Annotated in this window: 28 protein-coding genes; 16 read left to right on the top strand and 12 right to left on the bottom strand. The window is 67.6% G+C overall.

Features of this window, described 5'->3' with window-relative positions:
• The 3 genes from ACFWYW_RS52440 to ACFWYW_RS52450 form a co-directional block, all read right to left on the bottom strand.
• Positions 1 to 333: hypothetical protein (locus tag ACFWYW_RS52440; RefSeq protein WP_379641347.1), on the bottom strand; the 333-nt coding region annotated here is incomplete at its 3' end.
• A gap of 158 nt (positions 334 to 491) precedes the next feature.
• Positions 492 to 1277: an SAM-dependent methyltransferase gene (locus ACFWYW_RS52445; protein WP_379628255.1), complete on the bottom strand. Its 786-nt coding sequence runs from the start codon at positions 1275 to 1277 to the stop codon at positions 492 to 494.
• A gap of 40 nt (positions 1278 to 1317) precedes the next feature.
• On the bottom strand, positions 1318 to 2082 hold the full coding sequence (locus tag ACFWYW_RS52450; protein WP_379628253.1) for a TauD/TfdA family dioxygenase: 765 nt from the start codon (positions 2080 to 2082) through the stop codon (positions 1318 to 1320).
• 163 nt (positions 2083 to 2245) lie between these two features.
• Here ACFWYW_RS52450 and ACFWYW_RS52455 point away from each other — a divergent pair, with 163 nt between their 5' ends.
• The 5 genes from ACFWYW_RS52455 to ACFWYW_RS52475 all read left to right on the top strand — a co-directional run bounded on the left by ACFWYW_RS52455 (position 2246) and on the right by ACFWYW_RS52475 (position 6464).
• Positions 2246 to 2659, top strand: coding sequence for an NUDIX domain-containing protein (locus tag ACFWYW_RS52455; RefSeq protein WP_379641349.1), 414 nt, complete (start codon positions 2246 to 2248; stop codon positions 2657 to 2659).
• A 92-nt stretch (positions 2660 to 2751) separates the two neighbouring features.
• Positions 2752 to 3897: a helix-turn-helix domain-containing protein gene (locus ACFWYW_RS52460; RefSeq protein ID WP_379624217.1), complete on the top strand. Its 1146-nt coding sequence runs from the start codon at positions 2752 to 2754 to the stop codon at positions 3895 to 3897.
• A gap of 175 nt (positions 3898 to 4072) precedes the next feature.
• Positions 4073 to 4252 (top strand): hypothetical protein, encoded by a 180-nt coding sequence (locus ACFWYW_RS52465; protein ID WP_379624219.1) that lies wholly within the window; start codon positions 4073 to 4075, stop codon positions 4250 to 4252.
• A gap of 428 nt (positions 4253 to 4680) precedes the next feature.
• Positions 4681 to 5790, top strand: a complete 1110-nt coding sequence (locus tag ACFWYW_RS52470; RefSeq protein WP_379624221.1) for a Fic family protein — start codon at positions 4681 to 4683, stop codon at positions 5788 to 5790.
• 185 nt (positions 5791 to 5975) lie between these two features.
• Positions 5976 to 6464 carry a hypothetical protein gene (locus tag ACFWYW_RS52475; RefSeq protein ID WP_379624223.1) on the top strand — a complete coding sequence of 163 codons (489 nt, stop codon included), beginning with the start codon at positions 5976 to 5978 and terminating at the stop codon, positions 6462 to 6464.
• A gap of 337 nt (positions 6465 to 6801) precedes the next feature.
• Here the strand turns inward: ACFWYW_RS52475 and ACFWYW_RS52480 are convergent, their stop codons facing one another.
• Positions 6802 to 8172, bottom strand: a complete 1371-nt coding sequence (locus ACFWYW_RS52480; RefSeq protein WP_379624225.1) for a pentapeptide repeat-containing protein — start codon at positions 8170 to 8172, stop codon at positions 6802 to 6804.
• Between the two features lie 232 nt (positions 8173 to 8404).
• On the opposite strand from ACFWYW_RS52480, the gene ACFWYW_RS52485 reads away from it, so the two are divergent.
• Entirely contained in the window at positions 8405 to 8929 is a 525-nt protein-coding gene (locus ACFWYW_RS52485; protein ID WP_379624227.1) for a hypothetical protein, read from the top strand.
• A gap of 293 nt (positions 8930 to 9222) precedes the next feature.
• Here ACFWYW_RS52485 and ACFWYW_RS52490 read toward each other — a convergent pair whose 3' ends face one another.
• Positions 9223 to 9693 carry a hypothetical protein gene (locus ACFWYW_RS52490; RefSeq protein WP_379624229.1) on the bottom strand — a complete coding sequence of 157 codons (471 nt, stop codon included), beginning with the start codon at positions 9691 to 9693 and terminating at the stop codon, positions 9223 to 9225.
• A 903-nt stretch (positions 9694 to 10596) separates the two neighbouring features.
• Positions 10597 to 11577 (bottom strand): transposase, encoded by a 981-nt coding sequence (locus ACFWYW_RS52495; protein ID WP_379641350.1) that lies wholly within the window; start codon positions 11575 to 11577, stop codon positions 10597 to 10599.
• Between the two features lie 112 nt (positions 11578 to 11689).
• Between ACFWYW_RS52495 and ACFWYW_RS52500 the strand changes: the two genes are divergently transcribed.
• The 3 genes from ACFWYW_RS52500 (at position 11690) to ACFWYW_RS52510 (ending at position 13843) form a co-directional block, all read left to right on the top strand.
• On the top strand, positions 11690 to 12097 hold the full coding sequence (locus ACFWYW_RS52500; protein ID WP_379624233.1) for an IS5 family transposase: 408 nt from the start codon (positions 11690 to 11692) through the stop codon (positions 12095 to 12097).
• The gene (locus ACFWYW_RS52505; protein ID WP_379624235.1) at positions 12094 to 12570 is read left to right on the top strand and encodes an IS5 family transposase; all 477 of its coding nucleotides are present in this window, start codon (positions 12094 to 12096) and stop codon (positions 12568 to 12570) included. The genes ACFWYW_RS52500 and ACFWYW_RS52505 overlap by 4 nt, the downstream gene beginning before the upstream one ends.
• Positions 12571 to 12778: 208 nt before the next feature.
• Positions 12779 to 13843 (top strand): IS110 family transposase, encoded by a 1065-nt coding sequence (locus ACFWYW_RS52510; RefSeq protein WP_379624237.1) that lies wholly within the window; start codon positions 12779 to 12781, stop codon positions 13841 to 13843.
• 109 nt (positions 13844 to 13952) lie between these two features.
• Here the strand turns inward: ACFWYW_RS52510 and ACFWYW_RS52515 are convergent, their stop codons facing one another.
• From ACFWYW_RS52515 to ACFWYW_RS52525, 3 genes are all read right to left on the bottom strand, one after another.
• Positions 13953 to 14582 (bottom strand): class I SAM-dependent methyltransferase, encoded by a 630-nt coding sequence (locus ACFWYW_RS52515; protein ID WP_379624239.1) that lies wholly within the window; start codon positions 14580 to 14582, stop codon positions 13953 to 13955.
• 164 nt (positions 14583 to 14746) lie between these two features.
• On the bottom strand, positions 14747 to 15265 hold the full coding sequence (locus ACFWYW_RS52520; protein WP_379624241.1) for a hypothetical protein: 519 nt from the start codon (positions 15263 to 15265) through the stop codon (positions 14747 to 14749).
• Between the two features lie 322 nt (positions 15266 to 15587).
• Positions 15588 to 15824 (bottom strand): hypothetical protein, encoded by a 237-nt coding sequence (locus tag ACFWYW_RS52525; protein ID WP_379624243.1) that lies wholly within the window; start codon positions 15822 to 15824, stop codon positions 15588 to 15590.
• Between the two features lie 338 nt (positions 15825 to 16162).
• Between ACFWYW_RS52525 and ACFWYW_RS52530 the strand changes: the two genes are divergently transcribed.
• From ACFWYW_RS52530 to ACFWYW_RS52540, 3 genes are all read left to right on the top strand, one after another.
• A complete protein-coding gene (locus ACFWYW_RS52530) occupies positions 16163 to 16648 on the top strand; it encodes an HAD domain-containing protein (RefSeq protein ID WP_379624245.1) in 486 nt (161 codons plus the stop codon).
• A gap of 106 nt (positions 16649 to 16754) precedes the next feature.
• Positions 16755 to 18182: an adenylosuccinate lyase gene (purB, locus tag ACFWYW_RS52535; RefSeq protein WP_379624248.1), complete on the top strand. Its 1428-nt coding sequence runs from the start codon at positions 16755 to 16757 to the stop codon at positions 18180 to 18182.
• A complete protein-coding gene (locus ACFWYW_RS52540) occupies positions 18179 to 18922 on the top strand; it encodes a GNAT family N-acetyltransferase (protein ID WP_379624250.1) in 744 nt (247 codons plus the stop codon). The genes purB and ACFWYW_RS52540 overlap by 4 nt, the downstream gene beginning before the upstream one ends.
• A 319-nt stretch (positions 18923 to 19241) precedes the next feature.
• On the opposite strand, the gene ACFWYW_RS52545 is transcribed toward ACFWYW_RS52540, so the two are convergent.
• Entirely contained in the window at positions 19242 to 20474 is a 1233-nt protein-coding gene (locus ACFWYW_RS52545; protein ID WP_379624252.1) for an isochorismate synthase MenF, read from the bottom strand.
• Between the two features lie 183 nt (positions 20475 to 20657).
• Between ACFWYW_RS52545 and ACFWYW_RS52550 the strand changes: the two genes are divergently transcribed.
• Positions 20658 to 21449: a GDSL-type esterase/lipase family protein gene (locus tag ACFWYW_RS52550; protein WP_379624254.1), complete on the top strand. Its 792-nt coding sequence runs from the start codon at positions 20658 to 20660 to the stop codon at positions 21447 to 21449.
• Here the strand turns inward: ACFWYW_RS52550 and ACFWYW_RS52555 are convergent.
• A complete protein-coding gene (locus ACFWYW_RS52555) occupies positions 21446 to 22153 on the bottom strand; it encodes an HNH endonuclease family protein (protein ID WP_379624257.1) in 708 nt (235 codons plus the stop codon). The genes ACFWYW_RS52550 and ACFWYW_RS52555 overlap by 4 nt on opposite strands.
• Before the next feature lie 75 nt (positions 22154 to 22228).
• Between ACFWYW_RS52555 and ACFWYW_RS52560 the strand changes: the two genes are divergently transcribed.
• From ACFWYW_RS52560 to ACFWYW_RS52570, 3 genes are all read left to right on the top strand, one after another.
• Complete coding sequence (locus ACFWYW_RS52560; protein WP_379624259.1) at positions 22229 to 22603, top strand: fluoride efflux transporter FluC; 375 nt, start codon at positions 22229 to 22231, stop codon at positions 22601 to 22603.
• The gene (locus tag ACFWYW_RS52565) at positions 22600 to 22980 is read left to right on the top strand and encodes a fluoride efflux transporter FluC (protein ID WP_379624261.1); all 381 of its coding nucleotides are present in this window, start codon (positions 22600 to 22602) and stop codon (positions 22978 to 22980) included. The genes ACFWYW_RS52560 and ACFWYW_RS52565 overlap by 4 nt, the downstream gene beginning before the upstream one ends.
• Before the next feature lie 61 nt (positions 22981 to 23041).
• Positions 23042 to 23953 (top strand): S1C family serine protease, encoded by a 912-nt coding sequence (locus ACFWYW_RS52570; protein ID WP_379624263.1) that lies wholly within the window; start codon positions 23042 to 23044, stop codon positions 23951 to 23953.
• Positions 23954 to 23990: 37 nt separating this feature from the next.
• Here ACFWYW_RS52570 and ACFWYW_RS52575 read toward each other — a convergent pair whose 3' ends face one another.
• Positions 23991 to 25262, bottom strand: a complete 1272-nt coding sequence (locus ACFWYW_RS52575) for a glycosyltransferase family 4 protein (protein ID WP_379624265.1) — start codon at positions 25260 to 25262, stop codon at positions 23991 to 23993.
• Positions 25263 to 25387: the final 125 nt, after the last annotated feature.

Here is a 25387-nt window from a genome sequence, read left to right on the forward strand (position 1 = left end):
ACGAACTGGCAGAGCGTGGCGGTGCTCGTCGCGGAGGCCCTGGCCGCCTCGGCTGGCCAGCTCTCCCGGCATGAGGCGGCGGCCACCAGCGCCGCCGTCGGGAGTCCGCTGGTGGGGAACCACCGGCGGCGGCCAGACGCCTGTCTGCCGAAGCGCAACCTCCGCCACGCTGGCGAACGCGGCCAGCGTCTCAATGTCGTGGGCGGTCACCGGGTCGGCGGCTTCGGCTGGCCCGAGGTAGAAGGCGATCCAGTCCTGATGCCACGGCCGCTTCATCGCAGCCCACAACCCCGGTGTGGGCATAGGAGGCGGTGCGAGCTGTGGCGTGCTCATGGTTGGGATCTCCTCTGGTCGCATGTCATGGGGCTTGAGGCTGGCGGGCCGAGCTTGCCTATCGGGGCGATGCTCGGCCCGCCGAGCGGTCGGGCGGGATCGTCCTCTCCGACCGCGACCGGTCAGGTGGCAGCTGCGCGTGCACCCCTGACCGGGGCTTAGTTGCCGGGCCCACCGCCGCGGAACCCAGCCACCGCGGCAAGGAACTGGGCGTCCCCGACATCGGGGGGCACCGCGTAGTCGGTCCGCCACTTTGACGCCTCGACAAGGCCAGGCTCCAGGAGGTCGAGCCCGTCGAAGAACTTGAGGATCTCGGCCGAGTTGCGGGGGTAGATTGGCGCCACCATGCGTTCGTATAGCGCGACAGCCTGCGCCCTGACCTCGGCAGACAGCAGCTCATCGCACGCGTGTGAGAAGATCAGGTACCCGGACTTGAACGCGGCCAGGTAGTCGCGCACGATGCCGTACGGATCCTGGTCGGCGGGCCAGAAATGCGCCAAAGCGCCCATGATGATCGCGGTCGGCTCCCGGAAGTCCAGCAACTCACCAGCCGCGGAGATGACCTGCGGCACGTCGCGAGCGTCCGCCTCAACACAGCAGGTGTATCCATCTGCCACGTCAAGAAGTGCTCGCGCGTTCGCCGCCACCGACGGGTCGTTGTCCACGTAGACCACCCGCGCTTCCAGTTGGTACTCGCGTGCGCTGCGCAGGATAGTGCGGTCGTTCGGGGTTGGGAGACCGCACCCCAGATCGAGGTATTGGCGGACGCCGGCGTCGGCCACGGCCTCGACCCCGCGGTGCACGAACGCCGCGTTGGCCTTGGCCGCAACAGGTAGCTGCGGCAGCAGTTCGCCGAGAGCGGCGAGTACCTTACGGCTGCCGAGGCCGTCCTTGCCGCCCAAGAGTTCGTTGTACGTGCGGGCGGGACCCGCCGTGACATCCATGGGCGAGTTAGGGGCCGCGCGATCGGATGGCATAGGCACCTCAGCAGGCCGGGGCGGCGAGGGCGAGACCGGAGACCGTGAAGCCTGTGGGCAGCGTGATGTCTGCTGTGGGGTTGCCCAAGACCCGGTACATCACTCGCTCCGACTGGCCGGTAAATGATCTCCGGCCATGGAGCATGCGCCGGTTGTCGAGGAGGAAGCCTTCGCCGGTCTTGAGCGGCAAGAGCCGCTGGTGCCGGCGGATGGCTCCGATCAGCGTAGGCAGCACCGCGTGGACCGGTTCGGTGAAATGTGCGAGATCATCTAGACGCAGACGCAGACGCAGGGCCATGTTGCCGTCTGCGGTGTTGGCGAAGATCGACCCCCACCGGCCGGGTGCGAACTGGACGCTACGCGGTTGGCGCAACCTGGCGATCACGTCGGGATCCGAAGAGAGGTCACGGTAAACGGCGGCACCATCGACAACGAGCGACTCCCCTCCACACGCGGCGGGTGAACCGCACATCAGGAGGAGCATCCTGGGGGGCACCGCCAGCGCCGACGATTCCGTGTGAGGGCTGAGCTCTCCCGCGCCGAAACCAGCGAAGCCCGGCTGCTCCGCCATGGGGCCGCGGTCGCTGATGACCGTCACACCATCGGGTTCGGCATCGCGATGCTGCCAGGGCACCACCAGTCGGCGCGCGAGGCGAACCACGGCGGCCCGCCCATGGACGCCTTCGAACATGACCAGGCCGTCACGCTGCAGAAGAGCATTGACGGTCGCTGGATCCGCATGCGCGGACAGGCCCTTAGATCGGCTCGCCATTGTGGGATTTCCTTCCGGTGAGGAACTCGGCATCAGCCTGAATGAGGTTCTCGACCAGAGACAAGTGACAGATTGTCACACCGCCCCAGGAGGCCCGACGCGAGGTCATGCAGCGTGTTAGGTTCCAAACACAGCCGCCTCCGCGTCGGAAAGGTCCCCGTCAATGACTTACCGCCCACACGCTTTCCCCGTGTCGGTAAAAGGAGTAATTGTCCGAGATGGGCACGTTCTACTCCTTCGCAATGAACGCGACGAATGGGAATTGCCCGGCGGAAAACTGGAACTGGGCGAGGACCCGCCAGCCAGACTCGCGCAGGAGATCAGCGAGGAGGCCGGCTGGAAGGCCACAGTCGGCCCGATCCTCGACTCCTGGCAGTACCACATCCGCGAGGGCGTGGACGTGCTGATCGTGACGTACGGCGCCACGATCGACACCGACGCCGCCCCAGTCCTCAGCCACGAGCACAAGGAAGTCGGCATGTTCGCCAAGGACGAGATCGCCGACCTGCCGATGCCCGAAGGATACAAGCGGTCGATCTTCGACTGGTTCGAGCGGCTTCAGGAACCTGTGAGGTAGCCATGCACTGCACAGCGTGTGGGGCAGCTGTCGATGAGTCATGGAACGCCTCGCCGCTGTGCCCGGCCTGCCACGTCGTGGCGGGAGCTCAGTTGCCGCACCAGGCCTGTGCCGCCCCGCTGTGGCTCTGGACGTCCCCTGAAGCGCAGGCGGCGCTGTCCCGGGGCCACCTCGGCGAGATACTCCGCGCCTACCGCAAGGCGACCCGGACCTCCCAGGCCGACCTCGCGGAAGAACTGCAATACGACCGGACGTACATCGTCAGGCTGGAGAACGGCCAGCGCGCGCTCACGGATGTGGACGCGCTCCGCCGCCTTGCTGAACATCTGGGCCTGCCGGCGCACGCGCTCGGCGTCACCGACCAAGCAGACGCTGACTTCGCCGCGATGATCAAATTCGGAGAATCCACCGTCCGCCTGTCCGCGCTCGCCCGCGAGGCCGGGCACAGCGCCGAGGCCATCAACGAACTGTGGCCCTTGGTCTGGAGGTTGGAGAACCGTCTGACCGCGGGACACTCAGATCGCTACGTTGCGCACCTTCTCACGCAGGCACGCGTCGTGCTGGGCGTGGCCCTCGGCGACATCCTGCCCGAGGAAAGCCTGGCAGCAGCAGCACGATGGACTGGGCGCGCACTGAACATCGCTGGCGTGCTGGATGACGCCGTCCTCCTCACCCGAGCGCTTCGCGCCCACGGCAACGAGCTACGCAAGGTGAAGAGGAAGATCGCAGCCGCTGTACGGCTGCGGCAGGCAGCAGACGTCGCGCCCGCTACCGAACGCGGGACTGTGCTCATCCCGCTCGCCCGGACCCTCGCAGAACTCGGCGACACAGCAGGCTTCGACGCAGCCGTCAGGGACCTTCATCGCTTCATGGACTCCGCCCAGGAGACGCCACTGGTCAATCCGTTCGTCGTCCGAGAGGTCCACCTACGTGGACTGCTCGCCACCGGACGAGTTCGGCAAGCCGTTCGCCTGGCGGAAGCGGACGCGCCGGATGTCGGTGGGGTGGCTCCTCAATGGCGAGCCATTGAACAGGTGACCGTGGCTGAAGCGTTCAGCCTGGTCGCGGACGATTCAGCGACGACGGCCGCTCTCAGGCAGTCGATCCTGACGGCGGAAGCTCTGCGGCTGCCTCACCAGATTCAGCGGGCCCTGCGAACAGCAGGGCGGAGATTTCCGGAGATCGAGGCGCTGGGTATCACCGCGCTGCAACGCCTTCAGCTCACCTCGGCGGGGTGAGCGCCGATTGCCCGGGAGCATCCGCCTCGGCTCCCCCACACGACACACAAAGTCGCGAGTGCTGGTCGTCCATCATCCGATAACACGTCAGGCCGAAATCGAGCAAAGAGGCGACCTATCCGGACCTATCGGCGTCTCGCCTCCACTGGGCTGCAGGGCCGGGCGCTCTGGATCAGTGCATGAGAGCGACGACGACGCGTTTGAGTATGGCGGGCTCCCGGACGAGGAGTGGGCGGCGATGACGCCCGAGCAACGCCTGCACATCCTGATGGCGGTCAACGCCGCCGACGAGGAAGTCATACCGCCCGAGGTGGCGGAGCGAGCCCGAGACGCCTACCGGCATCCGTACCGCTGATCGAGGGCGAACCGCGGGCGCATCTTCAGCGTCTAACGGGCGAGACCTCTGGGCAGCGTGCGGCGCCCCGGGATCTCCTCCGTGAGGGCCGCGGCCCCAGTCCCCTCCGACCGGTTCTCGATACCGGACCACCACGGGTGCCGGTTGATCTCGCCCACGATCCGCAGCCGCTCAGACCGCGCCCCCGCCAGTCCGCCTGCCGCTCAGGCTCCGCATTCGCCTCCAGCGCCAGGCAGTGGAGGTGGGCGCCCTTCCACTGGGCAGGAGCCCCGACCAAAGCGTGGGACATGTTACGGGGTCACAATCGCATATCCCCTGGTCAGACGCATGGTTCTACTGCATAGGATGAGACTATGAGTAGGCCATATGAGGAGACTCACCCATGGATCACCTTCAGGCTTCCCAAGTATCTGGACAACGAGATCTGGATGCTGCTCGGTGAGGCCATTTCAAAGTGCGAGCACGTTGCTGGAGTCCCGCTACAACCTGCAGTGGCCCAGCGCCTCAACGAGGTCTACCTCAGCAAGAATGCACACGCCACGACGCAGATCGAGGGCAATACCCTTACGGAGGAAGAGGTTCTCAAGCGTGTCCGCCACGAGCTGCCGCTTCCTCCATCACAGGAATACCTTGGGCAAGAGATCGACAATGTGGTGGCGGCGTACAACGAGATCGTCGATGACGTGCTGCACAGCCGACCTCTCACCCTGACCGTAGATCGAGTCAAGCAGTTCAACCGTCTGATTCTGCAAGATCTGCCAGCCCACCACGAGGTGAATCCGGGCGAGATCCGGAGCAAGAGCGTGATTGTCGGAAGTGTGTACCGCGGAGCCCCTGCCGAGGACTGCGAGCATCTCCTTCAGCGGCTTTGCTCGTGGCTCGAAGACCTGCGCGCCACCGCCACCGGCCCCTCCCGTAAACCCGTAGCGATCCTTTCAGCGATCGTGGCTCACCTCTACCTGGCCTGGATTCACCCGTTCTGGGACGGCAATGGCCGAACAGCGAGGCTGATCGAATTTCAGGTACTCGTGCGAGCCGGAGTTCCCACGCTTGCAGCGCACGTCCTGGCCGACTTCTACAACCGCACTCGCAGCGAATACTACCGGGTTCTGGCCAAGACCAGCCGCGAGCCCCACTTCCCCGTCGAGGACTTCATCAAGTACGCACTCCAGGGCTTCGTGGATGAGCTCCGAGAGCAGATCGGCGTGATCCGCGAGCAGCAGTTGTATGTCACGTGGGAGAACTTCGTGCACAGCCTCTTTCGGGACAGGAACTCCACGGCGTGCATCCGCCAACGCAAACTGGTTCTTGCGCTGCCCCATGGAGCGTTTACTCCGAAGAGCCGGCTCGTCGAGCTGACGCCAACGCTTACGCGGGACTACGCCACCAAGACGAAAAAGACAGTGACGAGAGACATCAACGCTCTCACAGAAATGGGACTCATCACGATCGGCCGTACGGGAGTACGACCGCTGGTGGAGCAGTTGCATGCGTTCCTTCCGCTGCGTGCGCTACCCGACGAGCCAGAAGACGCTTGATCGTGGGTGCACAGCAGGCGCCTCAACAGAACGCCACTCTGTGGCAACCTTCTGTGACTCTCGGTTGTCTTACTCCGGGTGGAAGGCTCGCAGCCCTTGGTGATCAGGTGCTATCTCTTAGGGTTTCGCCCCTCGCCACCACAATGCCAATTGATGGGGACTGGCGATCACGCGATGATGAGTCGATGGAGTGGTCCACGCTCGCGCCTGCACTCTTCTCATTGCTCGGGGCTGTAGTGGGAGCTGCTGGCACGTTCCTCGGAACGTTCTTCGCTACGCGAACCACCAGGCAGCAGGCCCAAACTCAGCGGATAGCCGCGCTACGGCAAGAACGCAAGGAGGCCATCCTCGCCTTCCTCGACGTTGCCCAGGACATGCAGGTCCACACTTACATGCTCTGGCATCGCCGCGATGTGCTCGGTGCTGAGCGGGAGATCCGTCAGCAGTCAAGCGCCTATAGCAAGCAGGTGTGGCGGCTCCATCGACGCCTGAGCCTCGTTGGGTCACGCGGTCTGCTGTCAGCCAGCCATACCTACGTCGAGGCGCTCGACAGTGCCATGTGGACCCTAGAGGAGGGAACCACTTTCTGGGATCACATAGACCCGATACAGGACGGTTTCCTCGACGCCGCCCGCACCGAGCTTTCTATCCCAGATGAGGTGCCCAGGCGGTGACGGCTGGCGGCTTCCACGTTGTATTCGTGCAGCGCGACGGAGCACGCACCGAAGATGCGGGGGCGCATGAGGTGTCAGAGATGTTCGCGGCCAGCAGCGGTCGCCACCACCGCTCGTGTACGGCTCACACGAAGGCGCTCTTGCCTTCCTCTCGCCGCCACAGGTGTCATGATGGAGGCAACCGGCTGTTCATGGTGGTCTTCGGGCCTCGTGTTGGCTTGGTTTCGGGCAATTCGACGGCCTCTGGGCGCTAGGGGTGGCGCAGCTTTCCGGAGGCCGTCTTGCGTGTTCCCATGCTCGTGCCAGCCCGCCCTCGTGGCAGGGGCTGCCCTCCGTCTCACCCGTTTCCAGATGGGTTCTCCGCGCCGTCAGCCTGCGCCAGTTCCTCGGGAGTGGCCAGTCGCAGCATCTGCCACCCGTCCGCGCCCGCCACCGCTCGCCAGGTAGCGGGCAGCGCCCGCATCGCCCGGCCCTCGACCGGTGCCATTTGGGCACCCATCAACATAGCTTTCTCCTGCCATGTTGCCCCCACGAAATCGACGTCATCGATGAAGGTCACGTCACTAAACCAGGCCTCGCCGGTAAAGGTCGCGTCCTCGAACATGGCGTCTTCGGTGAAGGTCGTGTCATTGAACCAGGCCTCGCCGGTAAAGGTCGCGTTGTCGAACCTAGCATCTTCGGTGAAGCTGACATAGCCGAAGTCGGCATCACCGCTGAAGGTCGTGTCATTGAACCAGGCGACGTCGACGAAGGTCACGTGGCCGAAGTCGGCGAAGATGTCGAAGGTCGCGCTGTCGAACCCGGCGCTACCAATGAAGGTGGCGTAGCTGAATTTAGTGCCGCAGGTGAAGGTCGCGCCGTCAAACCTGGCATCGCCGGTAAAGGTCGCGCCGTCAAACCTGGCATGGCCGGTAAAGGTGATATGGCTGAAGTCGACGTCGCCACCGAAGGTCGTGTCGTCGAACCTGGCATCGCCGGTAAACGTCACATTATCGAGGACGATGGGGCCGATGCGGCAGTTGCTAAGGTCAAGACCGAGCAGGGTGGCGCCGGTGAGGTCGAGACGCTGGTCTGCCCAGTGACGCACGTTGGGATCAGTGGCACGGGGTCGCCACCAAGTGTGCGTGACCGGAACCTGGTAGCGGAGATGAGCGGCCAGGATGCGCTGGGCCGTAACCCGGACTTGGCGTTCCTCGTGGGGGTCGTGCTTGGGGGCGGGCAGGGATTTGGTAACACCACCGACCGAGGGCCGGGGAACTCTAGGCTCGCGCTCGGGCTTCTCATCGTCCGGAAGCTGGTAGGGCATACGTAAGTACGCGCAGACGACGTCCACCACGGTCTGGCGCAGCGCCGGAGAGTCCTGGGCCAACCGCTCCAACGCGTACAGGCCGCCGAGCCGTACCGGGGCCTGGGCGTTGCCGAGCTGCTCGACCGCCTTCGTGTACAGCTCGGTCACCCGACGCTCGGCGGCATCATGAGTGGTATGCCAGGTGGCCACCTCCTGATGACGCTGACGCCGTACCGCGAGCAGCAGCGTCACACCGGCGCCGACTCCGGCCGCGGCTGCCAGCGCGGTGCGCAGAGCCTCGATCCGGGTGGAGACCTGCTGAGGGATCGGCAACTGCGGCAGACCTTGGAGCAGCCATTGCGCGGTGCCCCAGGCGGCGGCACCGATGACCAGCGCGCCGGGCAGGACCCACCACAGCATCGAGCGGGGCGGACGCAGCTCGGGCGGGCGTGATGGCGGTCGGGGGGAGCGGCGGAGGAGCCTCATGCCCTCATTGCAACCGATCTGAAGTTCCGGCGAGGCTGGGGTGCTCAAGTCGTGATCAGGCGGGAATGATGGCGGGTGACAGCCGGGTTAGCGACGTCCAGCCTCCATGCCGGGGTTTCGGTTCGCCGCTATTATCGAACATGTGAACGAAACGCATTGTCGGAGAATGGCCGCGCAGGCGCGCACCCTGGCCTGCGCGCTCCTGGCCGCTGGCGAGGTGTTCCCGACGCTTCTCGGCTACCACCGGCAGTACGGCGACGCCCTGGTGGAGCTCGCCGACTTGGTCGACCGCAGCACCGGCGCCCTGATGGAGCGGCGCACCCGGGCGGTGACCGCGATGGGGCACGTGCTGCACGAGGCCCTGCACATCCGCTACGTCGACGGGCTGGCCGCGCACGCGGTCCGGCTCGGCATCACCGCGGCCGAGGTTGAGCAGCGCCTGCATCCGCCGCTGCCTGCCGACGACGCCGGCGAGGAGGAGCGGGCGGCCTACCAGCGCAGCATCTACGGCCGTACCGACCTGTGGCGCAAGCTCGGCATCACCGGCCTGACCGGTGACGACCGGCACGCTGCTTTCCAGCTGATCCGCCTGGTGTGGGTGAGCGCCGAACGCCGCACGGACATTGACGCTTTCCTAAAGCGGCTGGAAGCACTCATCTACGGCCTGCGGACGTCCGCGGCAATCAGGTAGCTGTGAAGTCTCCGATGGGAAGTCCATCTCAGGTACGGCGCGGTCGGCATCGTCAGCGGTGGTCAGCCTGCTGGCGCGCTTGACCGGTGGCTGTGAGCGGGAGATGCGGCCTCCGGGTTGATGCGTTAGCCAAACGCTCCGGAGGCCGCTGTATCTCCCTCACCCGAATGTGAGCCACGACCCGAAGGACATGCAGATACCTCACCTAGTATGGCACCGCTGGCTCGAGGACCAAGCCGGACGCGTTGCCGGTCACGAACGCCCTGAGGGCATACATCAGTGGCGCAGCTCTATCAGGGGCGCCACTGAAAATTCTGTGACTCCCAGTAGATAACCAGAGACGGCCATAGCTCGGGGTACTTAGCAACGAGAAATCTCAGCATGGTGCACTTTTCGTGCATAATAAGAGCGAAAGGCCGCCAGCCCATGTCGATATCAGTCCCATGAATATTGCCTGTATTTGCGAGACCGTATTCAATGGTATCGGCCATCATTCGAGTGATGGTTTCAACTTCTACGCGGGTCTTTCGGTTTCTGGGAAGCGGCTTGCTTTCGTACATATAGTAATGCAGATAGGGTCTCTCGACGATTATTTTATCTATGTCGTGCAATCTCTCTATGCTGTTGAATCCGGCTGCAAGGAAGCTCGCCCTATTTCCAATGCGTCTTTGATGGGATAGTTCGCGTACCTGTAGGGCGTTGAAGGCAATAGCGAACACAACGCCAAATATTCCAACTATTGTTGCGATTTCGCTAAAGCTCATCGGTTGCTCCTAATTGCGGCTTTAGTGGTCACCCCTTCGCGGGTAGCTGCTGCACCAACTAGCTCAACCCGCACCGGTACGGACACGGGGCAGGCCGCCAGCGGTCTGCCTCGCGGCGATCAGAGTGGTCGCGATGCCCCCGCGGTCAATCCCACACCGAAAGATCTGGCCCTGGCTAGCCGCGATCCCCAGCGTTGAGAAGCCCGCAGCCAGACTGGAGTACATACGGCCAAGGCTGGCAAGCGGCACCTCAGTCGCGACCAGCCAAAGCCGGCGGTTCCGCCATCGTGGCGCCACCAAGCGCCTACGCCATCGCCGCACGACCGCATGGTGCAGCAGCGGGCCGCCAGTGTGCACGGTCAATGACGCTTCGTTCTGAATCGGTGACTTGGCCGTTCGCTGCCTGCGGCGCGGTGAGCGCTGACCGCTGGTGACGGCGACCCCTGGGCGCTGCTGACGCTGGAGGGCACGCTCCGCTCTGGTCAGAGACCCGCACATCTCGTTCGGATCGTTCGGGAAGTTCGCGCAAAGATGATAAATATCAACCTGTGCGCGTTGGGGTCCGAACCCCAGACCTTGCCCAGACCCCGAAGCGAACTCGCTCAAGGAGCCCCTGAAAAGCAGAAACGCCCCGCACTGCGGGGCGTCCCTTACATCTGAACAGCAAGCGGATCACTCGCTCCGCTCTGGCCCCGTAGGCGACCAACCAAACCGGCCAAGAGCAGCGCGTCGCTGAAGATCCACAATCGCTTGGAGATCTACCGTAGCACCTCGCCAAGCGGCTAGTTCTGCATGCCCAGAAACGGGCACGCAGCTCGCCGTCCCCGGCCTCTCGGTCCACCTCGCCGAAGACGATCAGCGCATCGTCGCGCCCGCGCTCGGCCTCTGGTTGGACGCCGTCGACTACCTGTCCGGCGCGGCCACCCGCCGCAACGACTGGCGACGCCGCATCCTCCAGTTGGCGTGGCAGCTCATAAGCGCTCCACCCGCGACATGCTCACCTCGCCTAAGAAGGGCGCTACCTGGACCCTGCTCGCCGAAGAGCTCGGCGTCAGCACTCGAACCATCGCCAGCTACCTGGCCTGGATGCGCATCAGCGGCCTGCTGGCCACCGAATTGCACGGCACGACCGTCCGCTACCGGCAGGGTCCAGATGATCGCTTCGATGCGCTGGCGTAACCAGGACGGGAACGGCGGGGTCGGTTCGTGTTCGTCTTGGCGGTTGGGTCGGATCAGCGGGTGGCCTAGGTCGGCGGCGGCTTTCTCGATGCCTGCTCCGGCGAAGCCCTTGTCGCACACGATCGGGCACGGCCCGGGCGCGATCTGGGCGACGTGCAGCAGGTGCAGGGCTTGTTTGCGTTCGTCGAGCTCTTTGGGGTGGGCCAGGCTGAAGGCGGTCACCTTGCCATCGGCGGTGGTGATGAGCATCAGCTTGGCGCCCCAGTAGAAGGCGTGGTGGGACTTGTCCATGCCGTATCCGGCGATCTCGCCCAGGCCGGATCGGTTGACCGTCACCCGCGAGGCTCCGCAGCGGACCGGCGTGCCGTCCATCAACCGCAAAGGTTCGTGCCAGGTCGGGACCTGGCGGGCTATCCACGATGCCGCCGCCGACATCTGCGGGCCCAGATCTCGCAACTGCCGGTTGTAGACGGCCTGGGACGGCAATCGCGGGAACAGATGACCGATCCTGGCCGCTGCCGTCCGTAACCAGAAACGTTCCTGGTCGCATCGCAGCAGCACCTGCGCTACCGCCACGACCACCGCCTCGGCCGAGGTCAGTACCGGCGGCCGGCCTCGTTTGCGAGGCCGGCCCCGCGAAGGCATCACATGATCGTCCAGATGGACATAGAGTGCCGTCAGAAGGGCGTCCAGCTCAGTCTTCACAAACCGATCTTGGACGCCCTTCGCTGTGCCCGCAGACGATCAGCGAATTTCACATCAACGATCTAGGGCGTGTCCCGTGATCTTTGTTGGCGGTTTGGTGTAGATCATCCGTGTGGATGATGAACGGCTGAAGCGTCATGATCTGACGGATGAGGAGTGGGCGCGGCTGGCGCCGCTGTTGCCGGCGCAGAACGTGCATGGTGCCAGGTGGAGCGATCACCGGACGGTGATTAACGGGGTGTTCTTCCGGACCCGAGCGAGCTGCGCCTGGCGGGACCTGCCGCCGTGTTACGGCAAGTGGAAGACGGTCTACAACCGGCATCGCCGCTGGTCACTGGACGGGACGTGGGAACAGATCCTGGACGGGCTGCGCGCCGGGTGCGACGAAGCAGAGGGCCAGGACTGGACGGTCAGCGCCGATTCCACGATCGTGCGGGCGCACCAGCATGCGGCCGGGGCGCGTCGAGCCCCGGCCGTCGACATCACTCAAAAGGGGCCGGTAAAGATCACGAGCGGGTGACGAAAAGCGGTCGGGAAGCGCTCGGACGGTCCCGGGGCGGCCTGACAACGAAGATCCATCTGGTCGCCGACCGGCGGTGCCGTCCGATCGCCCGGCTCACCTCGCCTGGCCAGCACGCCGACTGCCCGAAGTTCCTCGCGCTGATGGAGTCCATCCGCATCCGCCGCCGCGGCGTGGGCCGCCCTCGCAAGAGGCCGGCCCGTGCCCTGGCCGACAAGGCCTATTCCTCCCGCGCCAACCGGCGCTACCTGCGGCGACGCGGCATTAAGGCCGTCATTCCGGTCAAGAAGGACCAGGCCGCCCACCGCGTCAACCGCGGCTCCAAAGGCGGCCGGCCACCGGTCTTTGACCGCGATGCCTACAAGGAACGCAACACCGTCGAGCGCTGCGTCAACAAGCTGTGTCAGCACCGTGCCGTCGCTACCCGCTACGACTGTGAGGATAAAGGGGTGCCGCCTCGGGCGGTGGTCTGACCCGCGTTACGACTGGCCATGTGCCTTGCGTTTGATCTGTCGGCCACTATCCGTGGCGGTGCTTGCTGCCGCCGGTCCGGACGGGCATGTCCCGATAGGGGCCTTGCTGCGAACAAGAGCGCCATCACAGTCCTGACCGCTCCGCCTCGGCCCGGCGTCGGCCAGCCCACGTCCCGAGCCATCAGGAGCCAGACCAACCATGCCCAGCATGCCCGACGACGCCACCTCCAGTCATCACCACGACGACGAAAGCGTGGTCCTGGGAGTCGACACACACAAGGACACCCACGTCGCAGCCGTCATCACCATCAGCGGCCGGCCCCTCGGCAGCCGTAGCTTCCCGACCACCACGGCCGGATACCACGACCTGCTGACCTGGGCCAGCGCACTCGGTATCCTGCGGCGCGCCGGCGTCGAAGGCACCAGCTCCTACGGCACCGCACTCACCCGGCACCTGCACGCCGCCGGCATCCAGGTCCTCGAGGTCAACCAACCCGACAAGGCCGAACGCCGCCGCCGGGGCAAGACCGACGAGATCGACGCCGAGACCGCAGCCCGCGCCGTGCTCTCCGGCCGCGCCACCGCGACCGCGAAGACCAGCGACGGCCCTGTTGAGATGATCCGCCTGTTCAAGACCGCCAAAGAATCAGCGACCAAGTCCCGAGCCCAGGCCATCAACCAGCTCAAGGCCATCCTGGTCCGCGCCGACCCGGTCCTACGCGAGCAACTGACCGGCCTCAGCAACCCCAAACTCATCCGCTGCTGCGCCGGCCTCACCACGAGCCCGATCACCACGGCCAGGGCCGCCGCAGCCCACACCCTGCGGTCGCCGGCCCAGCGGATCATCCATCTCACCGACGAGATCAACGAGCTGAACACGCAGATCACCGAAGCGATCAACAGCCACCGGCCGCAGCTACTCGACTGCTACGGAGTCGGTCCTGACACTGCCGCCGCACTGCTCATCGTCGCAGGCGACAATCCCGAACGGCTTGCCAGCGAGGCCTCCTTCGCCGCGCTCTGCGGCGTCAGCCCCATCGAGGCGTCCTCAGGCAAAACCCAACGCCACCGCCTCAACCGCGGCGGCGACCGCCGAGCCAACTCCGCCCTCTACACCATCGTCATAGCCCGCCTGCGCTGGTGCACCCGCACCCGCGGCTACATCATGCGGCGACAGGCCGAGGGCAAGACCAGGCGCGAAGCGATCCGCTGCCTCAAACGCTACATCGCCCGCGAAATCCACAAGATCATCATGGCGCCCCGACGCGCTTGACATCCATAGGGGCATCAAGCGAGAACGCATCTACCAGGGCACCATCGACGTCGCTTCGATCCGCATCTGGCTCCGCCACCCCGTCACATGATCACGGGCTACTGTCTCGCTAGGGGAGGCGGGCCAGCAGGTGGGCGTCGAGGAAGCCCCGTTCGGAGGCCGGGTCGTGGAGCAGCCGGGCGAACGGGACGAGCCCGGCCCCGGCCAGCAACTCGGCGAACCGGTCCACCGGCCAGCTATAGGCGGGCGTCACCTTGTGGTCGAAGCGGACCGGCTCCGATCCGTCGGTCGCGAAGAACGAGACCAGGAGCATGCCCCCTGGCGCCAGGACACGCACCTGCTCGGCGAGCAGCGCGGGCAATTCCCCAGGAGGGGTGTGGATCATCGAGTAGTGGGCCAGCACCCCGCCGAGCGCGCCGTCCTCGACCGGCAGGGCCTCCATCCGCGCCTCGTCAAACTGCAGCGCCGGATGGGCCCGCCGGGCGTAGTCGACCATGCCCGGGGAGAGGTCGAGCCCGAAGGCGTCCAGCCCCAGGTCGTGCAGCATGGCCGTCAGATGTCCAGGCCCGCACCCGACGTCGGCTGCCCGCAGATTCCCCGTCTCGCGTACCAGCTCGGCGAAGGTACCGATCATGTTCCGCGAGAACGGCTGCGTCTCCAACCGATTAGCGAACATCGACGCATACAGCTCGACGACCCCTTCGTAGGCCGCCCTGATCTGGTCCTGGTGCTCCATCATGGGAAGGGAAGCTAACACCCCGCGCACGTCCGCAGCTCCTCCGAGCCCGTGCCGACCCCCGCACCTGAGACCGACCGTCCCGTCACATGATCACGGGACAGGCCCTAACCCCCTGTGCAGCGACGGTCACCGATTGGATACGTATAAGGCCTTGGCAGGCCTCCCTAGGGTTCAAGCTCACGAGGCTGGATATCGCCGCCTTCCTCTCTCAGCTCCCGGTATTCACGCTTGGCCTTCTCTCTTTCTGCGAGCCCGTTGTACCAAGCGGTTTGAAGCCGTGGGAACCATCCTCCGATCTGATCGGGGTTTTTGAAGAGGTATGCCACCGCGCCGGCGGCAGCGGTTCCCGTCAACCCGTTGATGATCACTTCCGCCACGAGCGGGGACCCCATGGACATGCGGGCTATCCGCACAGCGCTGGTCGATCGCGCGGCAACAGCCTCCCCAACCTGGTCAAGGGCAACTTCATACCGGGGTGCGTCAGAGAAGCGGTCAGTGCGCACGTGGCCCCTGATGAATAGAGCGACATCGACTGCATCTATGAACTTGTTCAGAGATTGCAGGAACGATGCAACCATCTGGATCGGCGGACCTTGATCTGACCCCCACTCGTCGGGCCATCCGAAAGATGCGGTCACGACCAGCGCCTGTGGGTCCTCCGAGTATGTCGGTAAGTGCGTCACACCTTCCAGATCCTAGCGACGTCCGTGCCGCAAGTTAGGCAGTCCACAGAGCTTCACTGCATACCTGGGTCGTGCTGGGCGCACTGGATCGGTCGCTGACGTAACTGACGGGCTGCGGCAATCGAGTCTTTTTTGCATCAGTTCCGGCGTTCGGCGTGCCGACCCTGTACACGATGGTCGAGCGTACGAAGGACCGCCTGCGCCGCAAGCCCGCGGCCGAGGTGGAGGAAGAGCCGAAGGTCCTGGCCTCGGCACCCTGATCCGGGGGGTTTGAGCGCGCTGCGGCGGGCGGGCGGGGTGCCCCGCCCGCCGCAGCGCCTTTTCACCCCGCCACGCAGAAGGGAACCTCTCTGAATGCGGGCCGTACGGCCCTGGCTTTGTCTATGATCTGCCGCCCATCCAGGGGGTTCTTCAGATCAAAGCGGAGCTCGCGCCGGTATCCCACGGCGAATGTGGTGATCCCTTCTTCCCAGGGGAAGAGTGGTTCGCACTCATCACGAGCCTCTACGCCGATCACCACCTGCCCGCGGCTCTCGGAAAGCTGCTTGTTGGTGACCACGTGGCAGGAGGTTCCATCGGGGTCGGGCGGTTGGTGAGAATCGTCGCTGTTATCGTGCGACCATCCGGAGCTACAACGGCGGACTCGATCGGATACCAGTGCGCCTGCCCGCCACATCCCCCGGAGAATGCCATGCAGATCACTCCAACCGTGATCCCCAACACGCGGGTCGCACTGTCCGCCACCACCTGCTCCCGATCGAGTCGCCCTTCGGCCCGGCCGTGGCCTTCAGGCTCATCGAGCCCGTCCAGATCCGCCGGCGTGCTGTCAACGCACCCCACCCTGTCGCACTTTGCGCGCACCGGAGCCCGGTTCGGGCACGGACGGGTCACCGCGGCATGACCGGGCCGCTGCTCTTCCTTGATGTCGACGGGCCGCTCCTGCCGTTCGGCGGTGGGTCGCAGCGCCGGCCGTCAGGGAGCGGGCAGACCGACCACCTGGCGCGGCTCGACCCGCGGGCAGGGCTTCGGCTGGCGGCGTTGCCGTGTGACCTGGTCTGGGCCACGACCTGGGAAGATCAGGCGAACGCCGAGATCGCGCCCCGGATCGGGCTGCCACGGCTACCGGTCGTGAACTGGCCCGAGCCCTCCGGCGAGGACGAACGCGAGGACCAGTGGCTCGGGCTCTGCTGGAAGACCAGAACACTGGTGGCGTGGGCGAACCGGCGTCCCTTCGCCTGGGTCGACGACGAGATCACCGATGCCGACCGGGACTGGGTGTCCGCACATCATCCCGGCCAAGCTCTGCTCCATCATGTCCCGTCGGCCCGGGGTCTCATCGACGATGACTTCGCCGCCCTCGATCGCTGGCTACGAGCGGTCTGATCCACACGATGCGCCTGGCCTCGGCGCCGCGATCGGCTCTTCTCCCTGGTACGGCCGGCCGGGGCGGCGTGCCTTGGTCGGTGGGCGCACCATAGACTCATGGAACGTGACTAAGCCGCGTATCCCCAATGTCCTGGCCGCCCGCTACGCCTCCCCTGAGCTGGCGCGTCTGTGGTCTCCCGAGCACAAGGTCGTCGCCGAGCGGCGGTTGTGGCTGGCGGTGCTGCGGGCGCAGGCGGAGCTGGGCGTGGCGGTGCCCGAGGGCGCGGTCGCCGACTACGAGAAGGTGGTCGAGGACGTCGATCTGGCCTCGATCGCCGAGCGGGAGCGGGTCAGCCGGCACGACGTGAAGGCGCGTATCGAGGAGTTCAACGCGCTGGCCGGGCACGAGCAGGTCCACAAGGGGATGACCTCGCGCGACCTGACCGAGAACGTCGAGCAGCTCCAGATCCGCGACAGCCTGCTGCTGGTGCGCGAGCGCACGGTGGCGCTGCTGGCCCGGCTGGCGACGTTGGCCGAGGAGCATGAGGCCACGGTGATGGCCGGCCGTTCCCACAACGTGGCGGCGCAGGCGACGACGCTGGGTAAGCGGTTCGCGAGCGCGGCCGACGAGCTGCTGGTGGCGTACACGCGGCTGGAGGAGCTGATCGCCCGCTACCCGCTGCGCGGGATCAAGGGCCCGGTCGGCACCGCCCAGGACATGCTGGACCTGCTGGGCGGCGACCGCGAGAAGCTGGCCGCGCTGGAGAACCGGGTCGCCGCGCACCTGGGCTTCGAGCGGCGGTTCACCTCGGTGGGGCAGGTGTATCCGCGCTCGCTGGACTACGACGTGGTCACCGCGCTGGTGCAGCTGGCCGGGGCGCCGTCGTCGCTGGCCAAGACGATCCGGCTGATGGCCGGGCACGAGCTGGTGACCGAAGGCTTCAAGGAGGGCCAGGTCGGCTCGTCGGCGATGCCGCACAAGATGAACACGCGCTCGTGCGAGCGGGTCAACGGGCTCACCGTGATCCTGCGCGGCTACGCCTCGATGGTGGGCGAGCTGGCGGGCGACCAGTGGAACGAGGGCGACGTCTCGTGCTCGGTCGTGCGCCGCGTGGCGTTGCCGGACGCGTTCTTCGCCTTCGACGGGCTGGTGGAGACGATGCTGACGGTGCTGGACGAGTTCGGCGCCTTCCCCGCGGTGATCGCCGCCGAGCTGGACCGCTACCTGCCGTTCCTGGCGACGACGAAGATGTTGATGGCGGCGGTGCGGGCCGGGGTCGGCAGGGAGCAGGCGCACGAGCTGATCAAGGAGCACGCGGTGGCGGCGGCGCTGGCGATGCGCTCGCGCGGCGCCGCCAACGAGCTCCTGGACCGCCTGGCCGCCGACGAGCGCTTCCCGCTGGACCGCGCGGCCCTGGACGCGCTCCTGGCCGACCGCGTCTCCTTCACCGGCGCCGCGGCCGACCAGGTGGAGTCGGTCTCCCAGCGCGTGGGCCACGTGGTCTCGGCCCACCCGGAGGCGGCGGCGTACCGGCCGGGTTCGATTCTGTGATCCACGAGCTCACCGCTCCGGCGCAGGTCCGGGCCGCGTGCGGCGACGACGACCTGCTGATGTGGGCGGCCCAGGGTCTCGGGCCCGGCGCGCGGGCGTGGTCACTGGGCGACGCGGTGGTGACCGCCGCACCGGACCTCGCCCGCCGCGCCCGCCTGGCAGTTTCCGGCAGTACGGCGAGCGCCGTCCCGCTGGTCCGCCACGCTCTGGCGGAACTGGGCCCGGCCTACCGCCCGCTGGGCGACACGCGGACGATCGCCGAGGTGGCGGCGAAGGTCGACGGGATGGAGGTGGCGGGCGAATTCTCCTGGATGAGCCTGCTTCGCGAGCCGGCCGTCCCGGTTCCGGCTGACGGCCTTGAGGTGGGCTGGCTGCCCGGCGAGACGTCCCCGGAGGTGACGGCGCTGCTGACGGCCTTCGCCCCGGAGTCCTACGCGGTGCCCGGCGCCGCCGGGGTGAGGCGGTGGGCGGGCCTGCGGGCGGAAGGCAGGCTGGCCGCGGTGGCGGCGGACGCGTGGAGCGCGCCGGACGTGGGCTTATTGGCCGGGGTCGCGACCGCGGGGCCGTTCCGCGGAAGGGGCTTGGGCGAGCGGGTGTGCCGGTGGGTGTCGCGGGAACTGGTGCACGCTTATGGCCGGGCGGCACTGATGGTCGACGACGACAACGGACCGGCCCTGGGTGTCTACACCCGAATCGGCTACACCCGCCGCAGAATCGCGGCAGCCGGCATCACCCCCTAGCCTCAACCACCACCCACTACCCCAACCCCCAACCCCCAACGCCAGCACCCCGGCATCTGAGCACCCCAGGCATCCGCGGCACCCGCCATCCCGGCACTCGGGCACCCCGGCATCCGGGCAACCCGACCTCCGGTATCCGGGCGAAAAGGGGTTGGGACGGCGGGGGGTTTCGGTGGGGATTTCCCGTTCGGGTGGCTGACGGGCGCCGTTGCGGCGCCCGGCCCGTCCGACGTGAGAAGCGATCCCCCCGACCTGCGCGCGCCGACGTCGGCGGGTGGTGTGGGGGGGTGGCGGAGCCGTAAAGGATAGAAAAGGGGATTTAGGGTCCTTCGAGGGCATACTGCATGACGCGAAATTTCGCCTGGGCCTCGGCGAGTTCGAGGGCGGGGTCGCTGGTGGACATGATGCCGCCGCCGGCGAACAGGCGGGCGCGGCGGCCGCTGATCTGGGCCGAGCGCAGGGCGATGCCCCACTCGCCGTCGCCGTGGGCGTCGATCCAGCCCACCGGACCCGCGTAGCCGGCGCGGTCCATGCCCTCGAGTTCGCGGATCACGTCGATGGCGGTGTCGGTGGGGGTGCCGCCGACGGCGGCCGTGGGGTGCATGGCGGCCACCACGTCCAGGACGGAGGCGCCGTCGGCCAGGCGGCCGGTCACGTGGCTGGCCAGGTGCTGGACGTTGGGCAGGACGAGGAGTTCCGGCTCGTCGGGGGTCTGCAGGGCCGAGCAGAGCGGGGCCAGCGTGTCGCGGACGCTGGCGATCGCGCACTCGTGCTCGTGCCGGTCCTTGGCGCTGGCCAGCAGCGCGGCGCCGCGGGAGAGGTCGTCGGAGGGGCTGGTGCCGCGCGGGGTGGTGCCGGCCAGGACCAGGGATTCGATCTCCTGGCCGGTGCGCCGGATGAGGAGTTCCGGCGTGGCGCCGACCATGCCGGCCACGGAGAAGGTGTAGCAGTCGGGGTAGCGGGTGGCCAGGCGCCCCAGCAGCAGCCGGATGTCGATGGCGCGTTCGGCGGTGGCCAGCAGGTCTCGGGCCAGGACGACCTTCTCGAGTTCGCCGTCGCGGATGCGCTGGGCGGCGCGGGCGACGATGGCCTCCCATTCGGGTGCGGTGAGGCTGCCGTCGCCGTAGCTGATGCGGCCGGGGGTGCGGATCGGGCTGAAACGTTCGAGGGGGGCGTCGCCGATCGTGGTGAGCCACGCGTGGCCGTCGCGGCGGGCCAGGACCGCCTGCGGGACGACGAGGACGGAGCCGGGGGAGTCCTCGTCGAAGGTGAAGGTGCCGAACGCCACCGGCCCGGTGCCGGGGGTGCCCACGTCGTCGCGGACGGCGGCGTGGCCGAAGACGTCGGTGAGCCACTCGCGGGCCCACGCGAAGCGCCCGGCGCCGGGCGGGACGGCCACGCGGGCGGCTTCCCCCCAGCCGACCAGTCCTTCTCCATGCCGGATCCACGCATAGGGCGCGGTCTTCGGCAGGGATTGCAGCAGGTCGCCGGGGTCGCCTACCGAGGTGGTGCGAACCGGCAGAGGGCGGGTGATTCCGAGCGCGACACTCACTCAAGACACTCTATGCGGGAACTGAACACGTTCGACTCCCGGCCCCGTGAATGACCGGTTACGGACCATGAACACGAAAATTTTCGCGTGTTGCGGATCGGGCGTGTCAAGCGGCGATGCGAAGTGGGTGTGGTGCGGGCCGTTCGCCTGGCCGGGAGGCAAGGGTCGATCTACCTTGTGTCCATGATCACGCCTTTGGCCGCGGTCGCGGTGCTGGTGTCTGGGTCGATCGTCGCTCCGGTTCCGCAGGTCATGGCGGCGCTGGGAGATTCGATCACGTCGGGGTTCAACGCGTGCGGGTGGTACGTCTCGTGCACGTCGCGTTCGTGGGCGGCGGGCAAGGACCGCTCGGTCGGCAGTCATTTCACCCGGCTGGGGATGAAGGACGGCAATCTCAACTTCGCGGTGCCGGGCTCGACGAGCGCCGATCTCCGCGCTCAGGTGGGCAAGGCGGTGGCGGCGAAGGCGGAATATGTGACGATTCTCATCGGCGCCCAGGACGTGTGCGCGGGCACCGAGAAGACGATGACGCCGGTGCCGGTGTTCGAGCGGCGGGTGTCGGAGTCGCTGTCGGCGTTGCGGGCGGGGCTGCCGGGGGCGCGGGTGTTCGTGGCCTCGATTCCGGACCTGCGGCGGCTGTGGCAGGCGGGCAAGGACAACCCGATCGCGCGCACGTTCTGGACGCTGGGGCGGATCTGCCGGCCGATGCTGGCCGCGCCGGACTCGGCCAAGCGCAAGGACGCGCAGCGGCGGGCGCGGGTGCGGGAGCGGGTGGTGGACTTCAACCGGGTGCTGGAGCGGGCCTGCGCCGGTTACGGTCCCAATTGCCGCAGCGACGGCGGGGCGGTGTTCTCCTTCCCGTACACGCTGGATCACATCAGCAAGTGGGACTTTTTCCATCCGAACGCGGCGGGGCAGCGGGCGCTGGCCGAGCAGACGTTCAAGCACGGCTTCGACTGGACGGACGCGCGCTAACGGCATTGGGCGAGCATGGTCTGCTTGTCGGCGCGGGTGACGGGGACGTCGTACTTGACGGCGACCTGGGCGAAGCGGGTGACGTACGCGCAGCGGATGCGGCGCTGGGGCGGCAGCCAGGCGGCGGGCCCCGATCCGTCCTTCTCCTCGTTGGCCCGGCCGTCGACGGGCAGGAGGTTGAGGGGGTCGTTGGCGAAGTCGAGGCGCTTGGACTTCGGCCAGGACTTGGCGGCCATGCGCCAGCCGTAGGACAGGGGGACGACGTGGTCGACCTGGATCTCGTCGGCGTCGGAGACGCGCCAGTCGATGTCGCGGCCGGTGTAGGGGTCGGTCAGGGTTAACGACAGGACGGTGCAGCCGGCCCGGACGACGTCGCGGCCGTCGCGGGCCAGCAGGTCGTCGCGGGTGCGGCAGCCGTTGCCGGCGTAGGGGACGCCGGTGGCGGAGTCGGCCCAGTTACCGCCGTAGTTGGTGCGCTGGTAGCCGGTGCTGGAGCCACGGTCCTTGACGCGCAGGCGGGAGATGAGAGCACGGGCGTCCTGTTTGTCGGCTTGGCTGGTGAGGGGCGCCAGGCTCGGGCCGGTGCCGGTGGTGTTGGCCAGGGGGCTGGTGGCGGTGCCCGCCTGGGTGCGGTTCGTGGTGCCGAGCAAGGAAACGATCATTACGCCGCCGGCGAGGAGGGCGACCGCGTCCCGTGTGCTCAAGGAGCCTCCGTAGGCTTGGCCTCTTCTCGGTGAATTCCCATGATCGCCTGCTTTGACACGATGAAGGAGGGTGTTGTGGGGCAGTGGCAGGTCCTCGGCGCGGTCTCGGCGGGCGGGGTGGCGGGGTCGCTGGCCCGGTTCGGGCTGCAGACGTGGTGGCCGTCGGTGTGGGCGACCCTGGTGATCAACGTGTCGGGCTGCCTGCTGATCGGGATGCTCATGGTGGCGGTGCCGCGGATGCACCGGCTGGCGCGGCCGTTCCTGGGGGTCGGGGTTCTGGGGGGTTTCACGACGTTCTCGGGTTATGTGGTGGATGTGCGGTTCCTGGCGGGGGAGGGGCCGTTCTGGCTCGCGCTCGTCTACCTCGTGGCGACGATGGCGGGCGCCGTCGTGGCGACCTGGTCCGGGGTACGGCTCGCGCGCCTGCTGGCCCGGCGGTGGGCCGGATGAACGTGCTGCTGGTGGCGATCGGGGCGGCGGTGGGCGCGCCGATGCGGTTCCTGCTGGACCGGGCGGTCCAGGGCTGGGTGGCGGCGCGCGGCCGGGCGGGCTCGGTGACGTTACCCTGGGGAACGCTCGTGGTGAACGTGATCGGTTCGGCGGTGCTGGGGTTCCTGGTGGCCCGGCCCACCGGTGAGGGGCTGATGGCGCTGGCGGGCACCGGGTTGTGCGGGGCGCTGAGCACCTATTCGACGCTGGGATATGAGACGCTGCGGCTGGCGGAGGGCGGCGCGGGGCCGGCGGCGGCGGGCAACGCGGTGCTCAGCGTGGCGGCCGGGCTGGGCGCCGCCGCGGCCGGTGCGGCCCTCGCGAACGCCTGGTCGTGAAGACGCGCGCCCGGTCGTGACGAGTTAGCGTGTAATCCTGTAAGCAATGAAGGAGCGCGCGATGGCGGATCCCCTCGACGCCTACTCTCAAGTGGTCTCCTCCGTCGCCGCGGAGCTGCTGCCCAAGGTGGCCGGCGTACGGGCGGGACGCAACAGCGGCTCGGCGGTGGTGTTCACCTCCGACGGTTTCCTGCTCACCAACGCGCACGTGGTCGGCTCCTCGCGGGCCGGCACGGTGGCCTTCGCCGACGGCACGGTGGAGGAGTTCGCCGTGGTCGGCCGTGACCCGCTGTCGGACCTCGCGGTGATCAGGGCGCAGGGGCCCACGCCCGAGCCCGCGGTCCTGGGCGACAGCGACAAGCTCGTGGTCGGGCAGCTCGTCGTGGCGGTCGGCAACCCGCTCGGGCTGGCCGGGTCGCTGACGGCCGGCGTGGTCTCGGGGCTGGGCCGTTCGCTGCCGGCGCGGGCCGGCTCCGCGGTACGGATGATCGAGGACGTCATCCAGACCGATGCCGCCCTGAACCCGGGCAACTCCGGCGGCGCCCTGGCCGACTCGCGGGCCCGGGTGGTGGGCGTGAACACCGCGGTGGCCGGGATGGGGGTGGGGCTGGCCGTACCCATGAACAGCACGACGCGCTCGATCATCGCGGCCCTCATCCGCGACGGGCGGGTACGGCGGGCCTTCCTCGGCCTGGTGACCTCGCCGGCCCCGCTGCCGGAGCCGCTGCGCAGGCGCACGGGGCAGGCGGCGGCGCTGCGGGTGGTGGAGGTGGTGGCCGGTTCGCCCGCCGAGCGGGCCGGGCTGCGGAGCGGCGACCTGGTGCTGAGCGCGGGCCGTACCCCGGTGGGCGACGCGCAGAGCCTGCAGCGGCTGATGTTCGCCGACGCCATCGGCCGCCCGCTGCCGATCACCGTCTACCGCAACGGCGCGCTCGTGGACGTGATCGCCGAGCCGCTGGAGCTGACCGTCTGACCGGCCGTCTCCAGGAGGGACGGCCGGTCGGACGGGACTATCCGACGGGCTTGGGCACGTAGGTGCCGTTGCGGCGGGCCAGCAGTTCTTCCAGCAGGTCGTCCCAGATGCGGCCGACCGCGTCCACGTCGTAGGTGCGGGCGGTCTCCAGGGCGCCCGCGGCCAGGGAACGGCGCAGCTGCTCGTCCTCGATGACGCGCAGGATCGAGGCGGCGAGGTTGTCGTTGGTGCGGGGCTTGACCAGCAGCCCGTCGACCTCGTCGCTGATCATCTCCTTGGGGCCGTGGGGGCTGTTGAAACTGACGATGGCAAGACCCTTGGCCATGGCCTCCAGGATCGTCATCGGGAAGCCCTCGTGGCGCGAGCTCAGCACGAAGATCGAGGCCTTCTCCAGCTCGGCGCCGACGTCCTGGGTGGGTCCCGGCAGCTCGACCTTGTCCTCCAGGCCCGCCTCGGCGATCTGGGTCCGCAGGTTGTCGAGCTGGGGCCCGTCGCCGAAGATGCGCAGCTTCCAGTCGGGATGGGCCTTGGCGATCTGCTCCCACGCGGTGATGAGGCGGTGGAAGCCCTTGAGCCGGGTGATGCGGCCGACCGCGATGACGAGCTTGGCGTCGAGCTTGGCCTGGTCGCCGGTCATGGGCGGCACCGCGTTCGGGATGCGCACCAGGCGCCTGGGCCGCTTCGGCAGGGTGTTGCGATAGTCGCGCAGGTCGGCCTTGGTGAGGGTGACCAGGGCGTCGAAGCGGCGGTAGCGCCACTTGATGAGCTCCTGCAGGGCCTCGGGCTTGGCGTTGAGCCCGACGTGCTCCTGCGCGACGGTGATCACGTTGGGGTTGGCGAGCTGCGCCATGGCCAGGTTGAGTCCGGGGCGGGTGCCCATGAGGACGCCGGTGTCGAGCGAGCGGATGTAGCGGGCCAGCTGCAGGTCCGTCCAGGCGTTGAAGCGGTGGGCGGCCGACTCCCCCTCGGGGATCAGGCGGCTGGGCAGCTTCGACAGCATCGCGCGTACGCCGCGGCGCGGCTTGAGCCGGTCGTCGAGGAAGCGGAACTTCACGCGTTCGTCGACCGGGAAGAACGGCCGCTCGGCCTCCTTGAGGATGGAGACGATCTCCACGTCGCGCCCGGTGGCGGCCAGGTAGCTGGCCAGGTTGAACACCGTTCTGATCGTGCCGCCCATGCCGTTGGCGTGCAGGAGCAGGATGCGGATCGTGCCGATGGAGGGAGGCGGCGCGTTGCGTTGCCTGCGCCGGTTGTATCCCCTGTACAGCCGGGCGGCCGCGGCCTTCCCTTTGCGTGCCAGTGCGCGCACCTTGTCCTTGTCCCCTCGTCCGGTGTCATGACACACGTGGCCGGTGACGGAATGTTCCCGCCACCGGCTCCAGGATCTACGTAGCCGGGGCAGCACCGATGTCCCCGTGGCACTGCCCCTTCTAT

Origin of the sequence: Nonomuraea sp. NPDC059023 (genome assembly GCF_042740095.1) — a bacterium.
Classification (GTDB): Bacteria; Actinomycetota; Actinomycetes; order Streptosporangiales; family Streptosporangiaceae; genus Nonomuraea.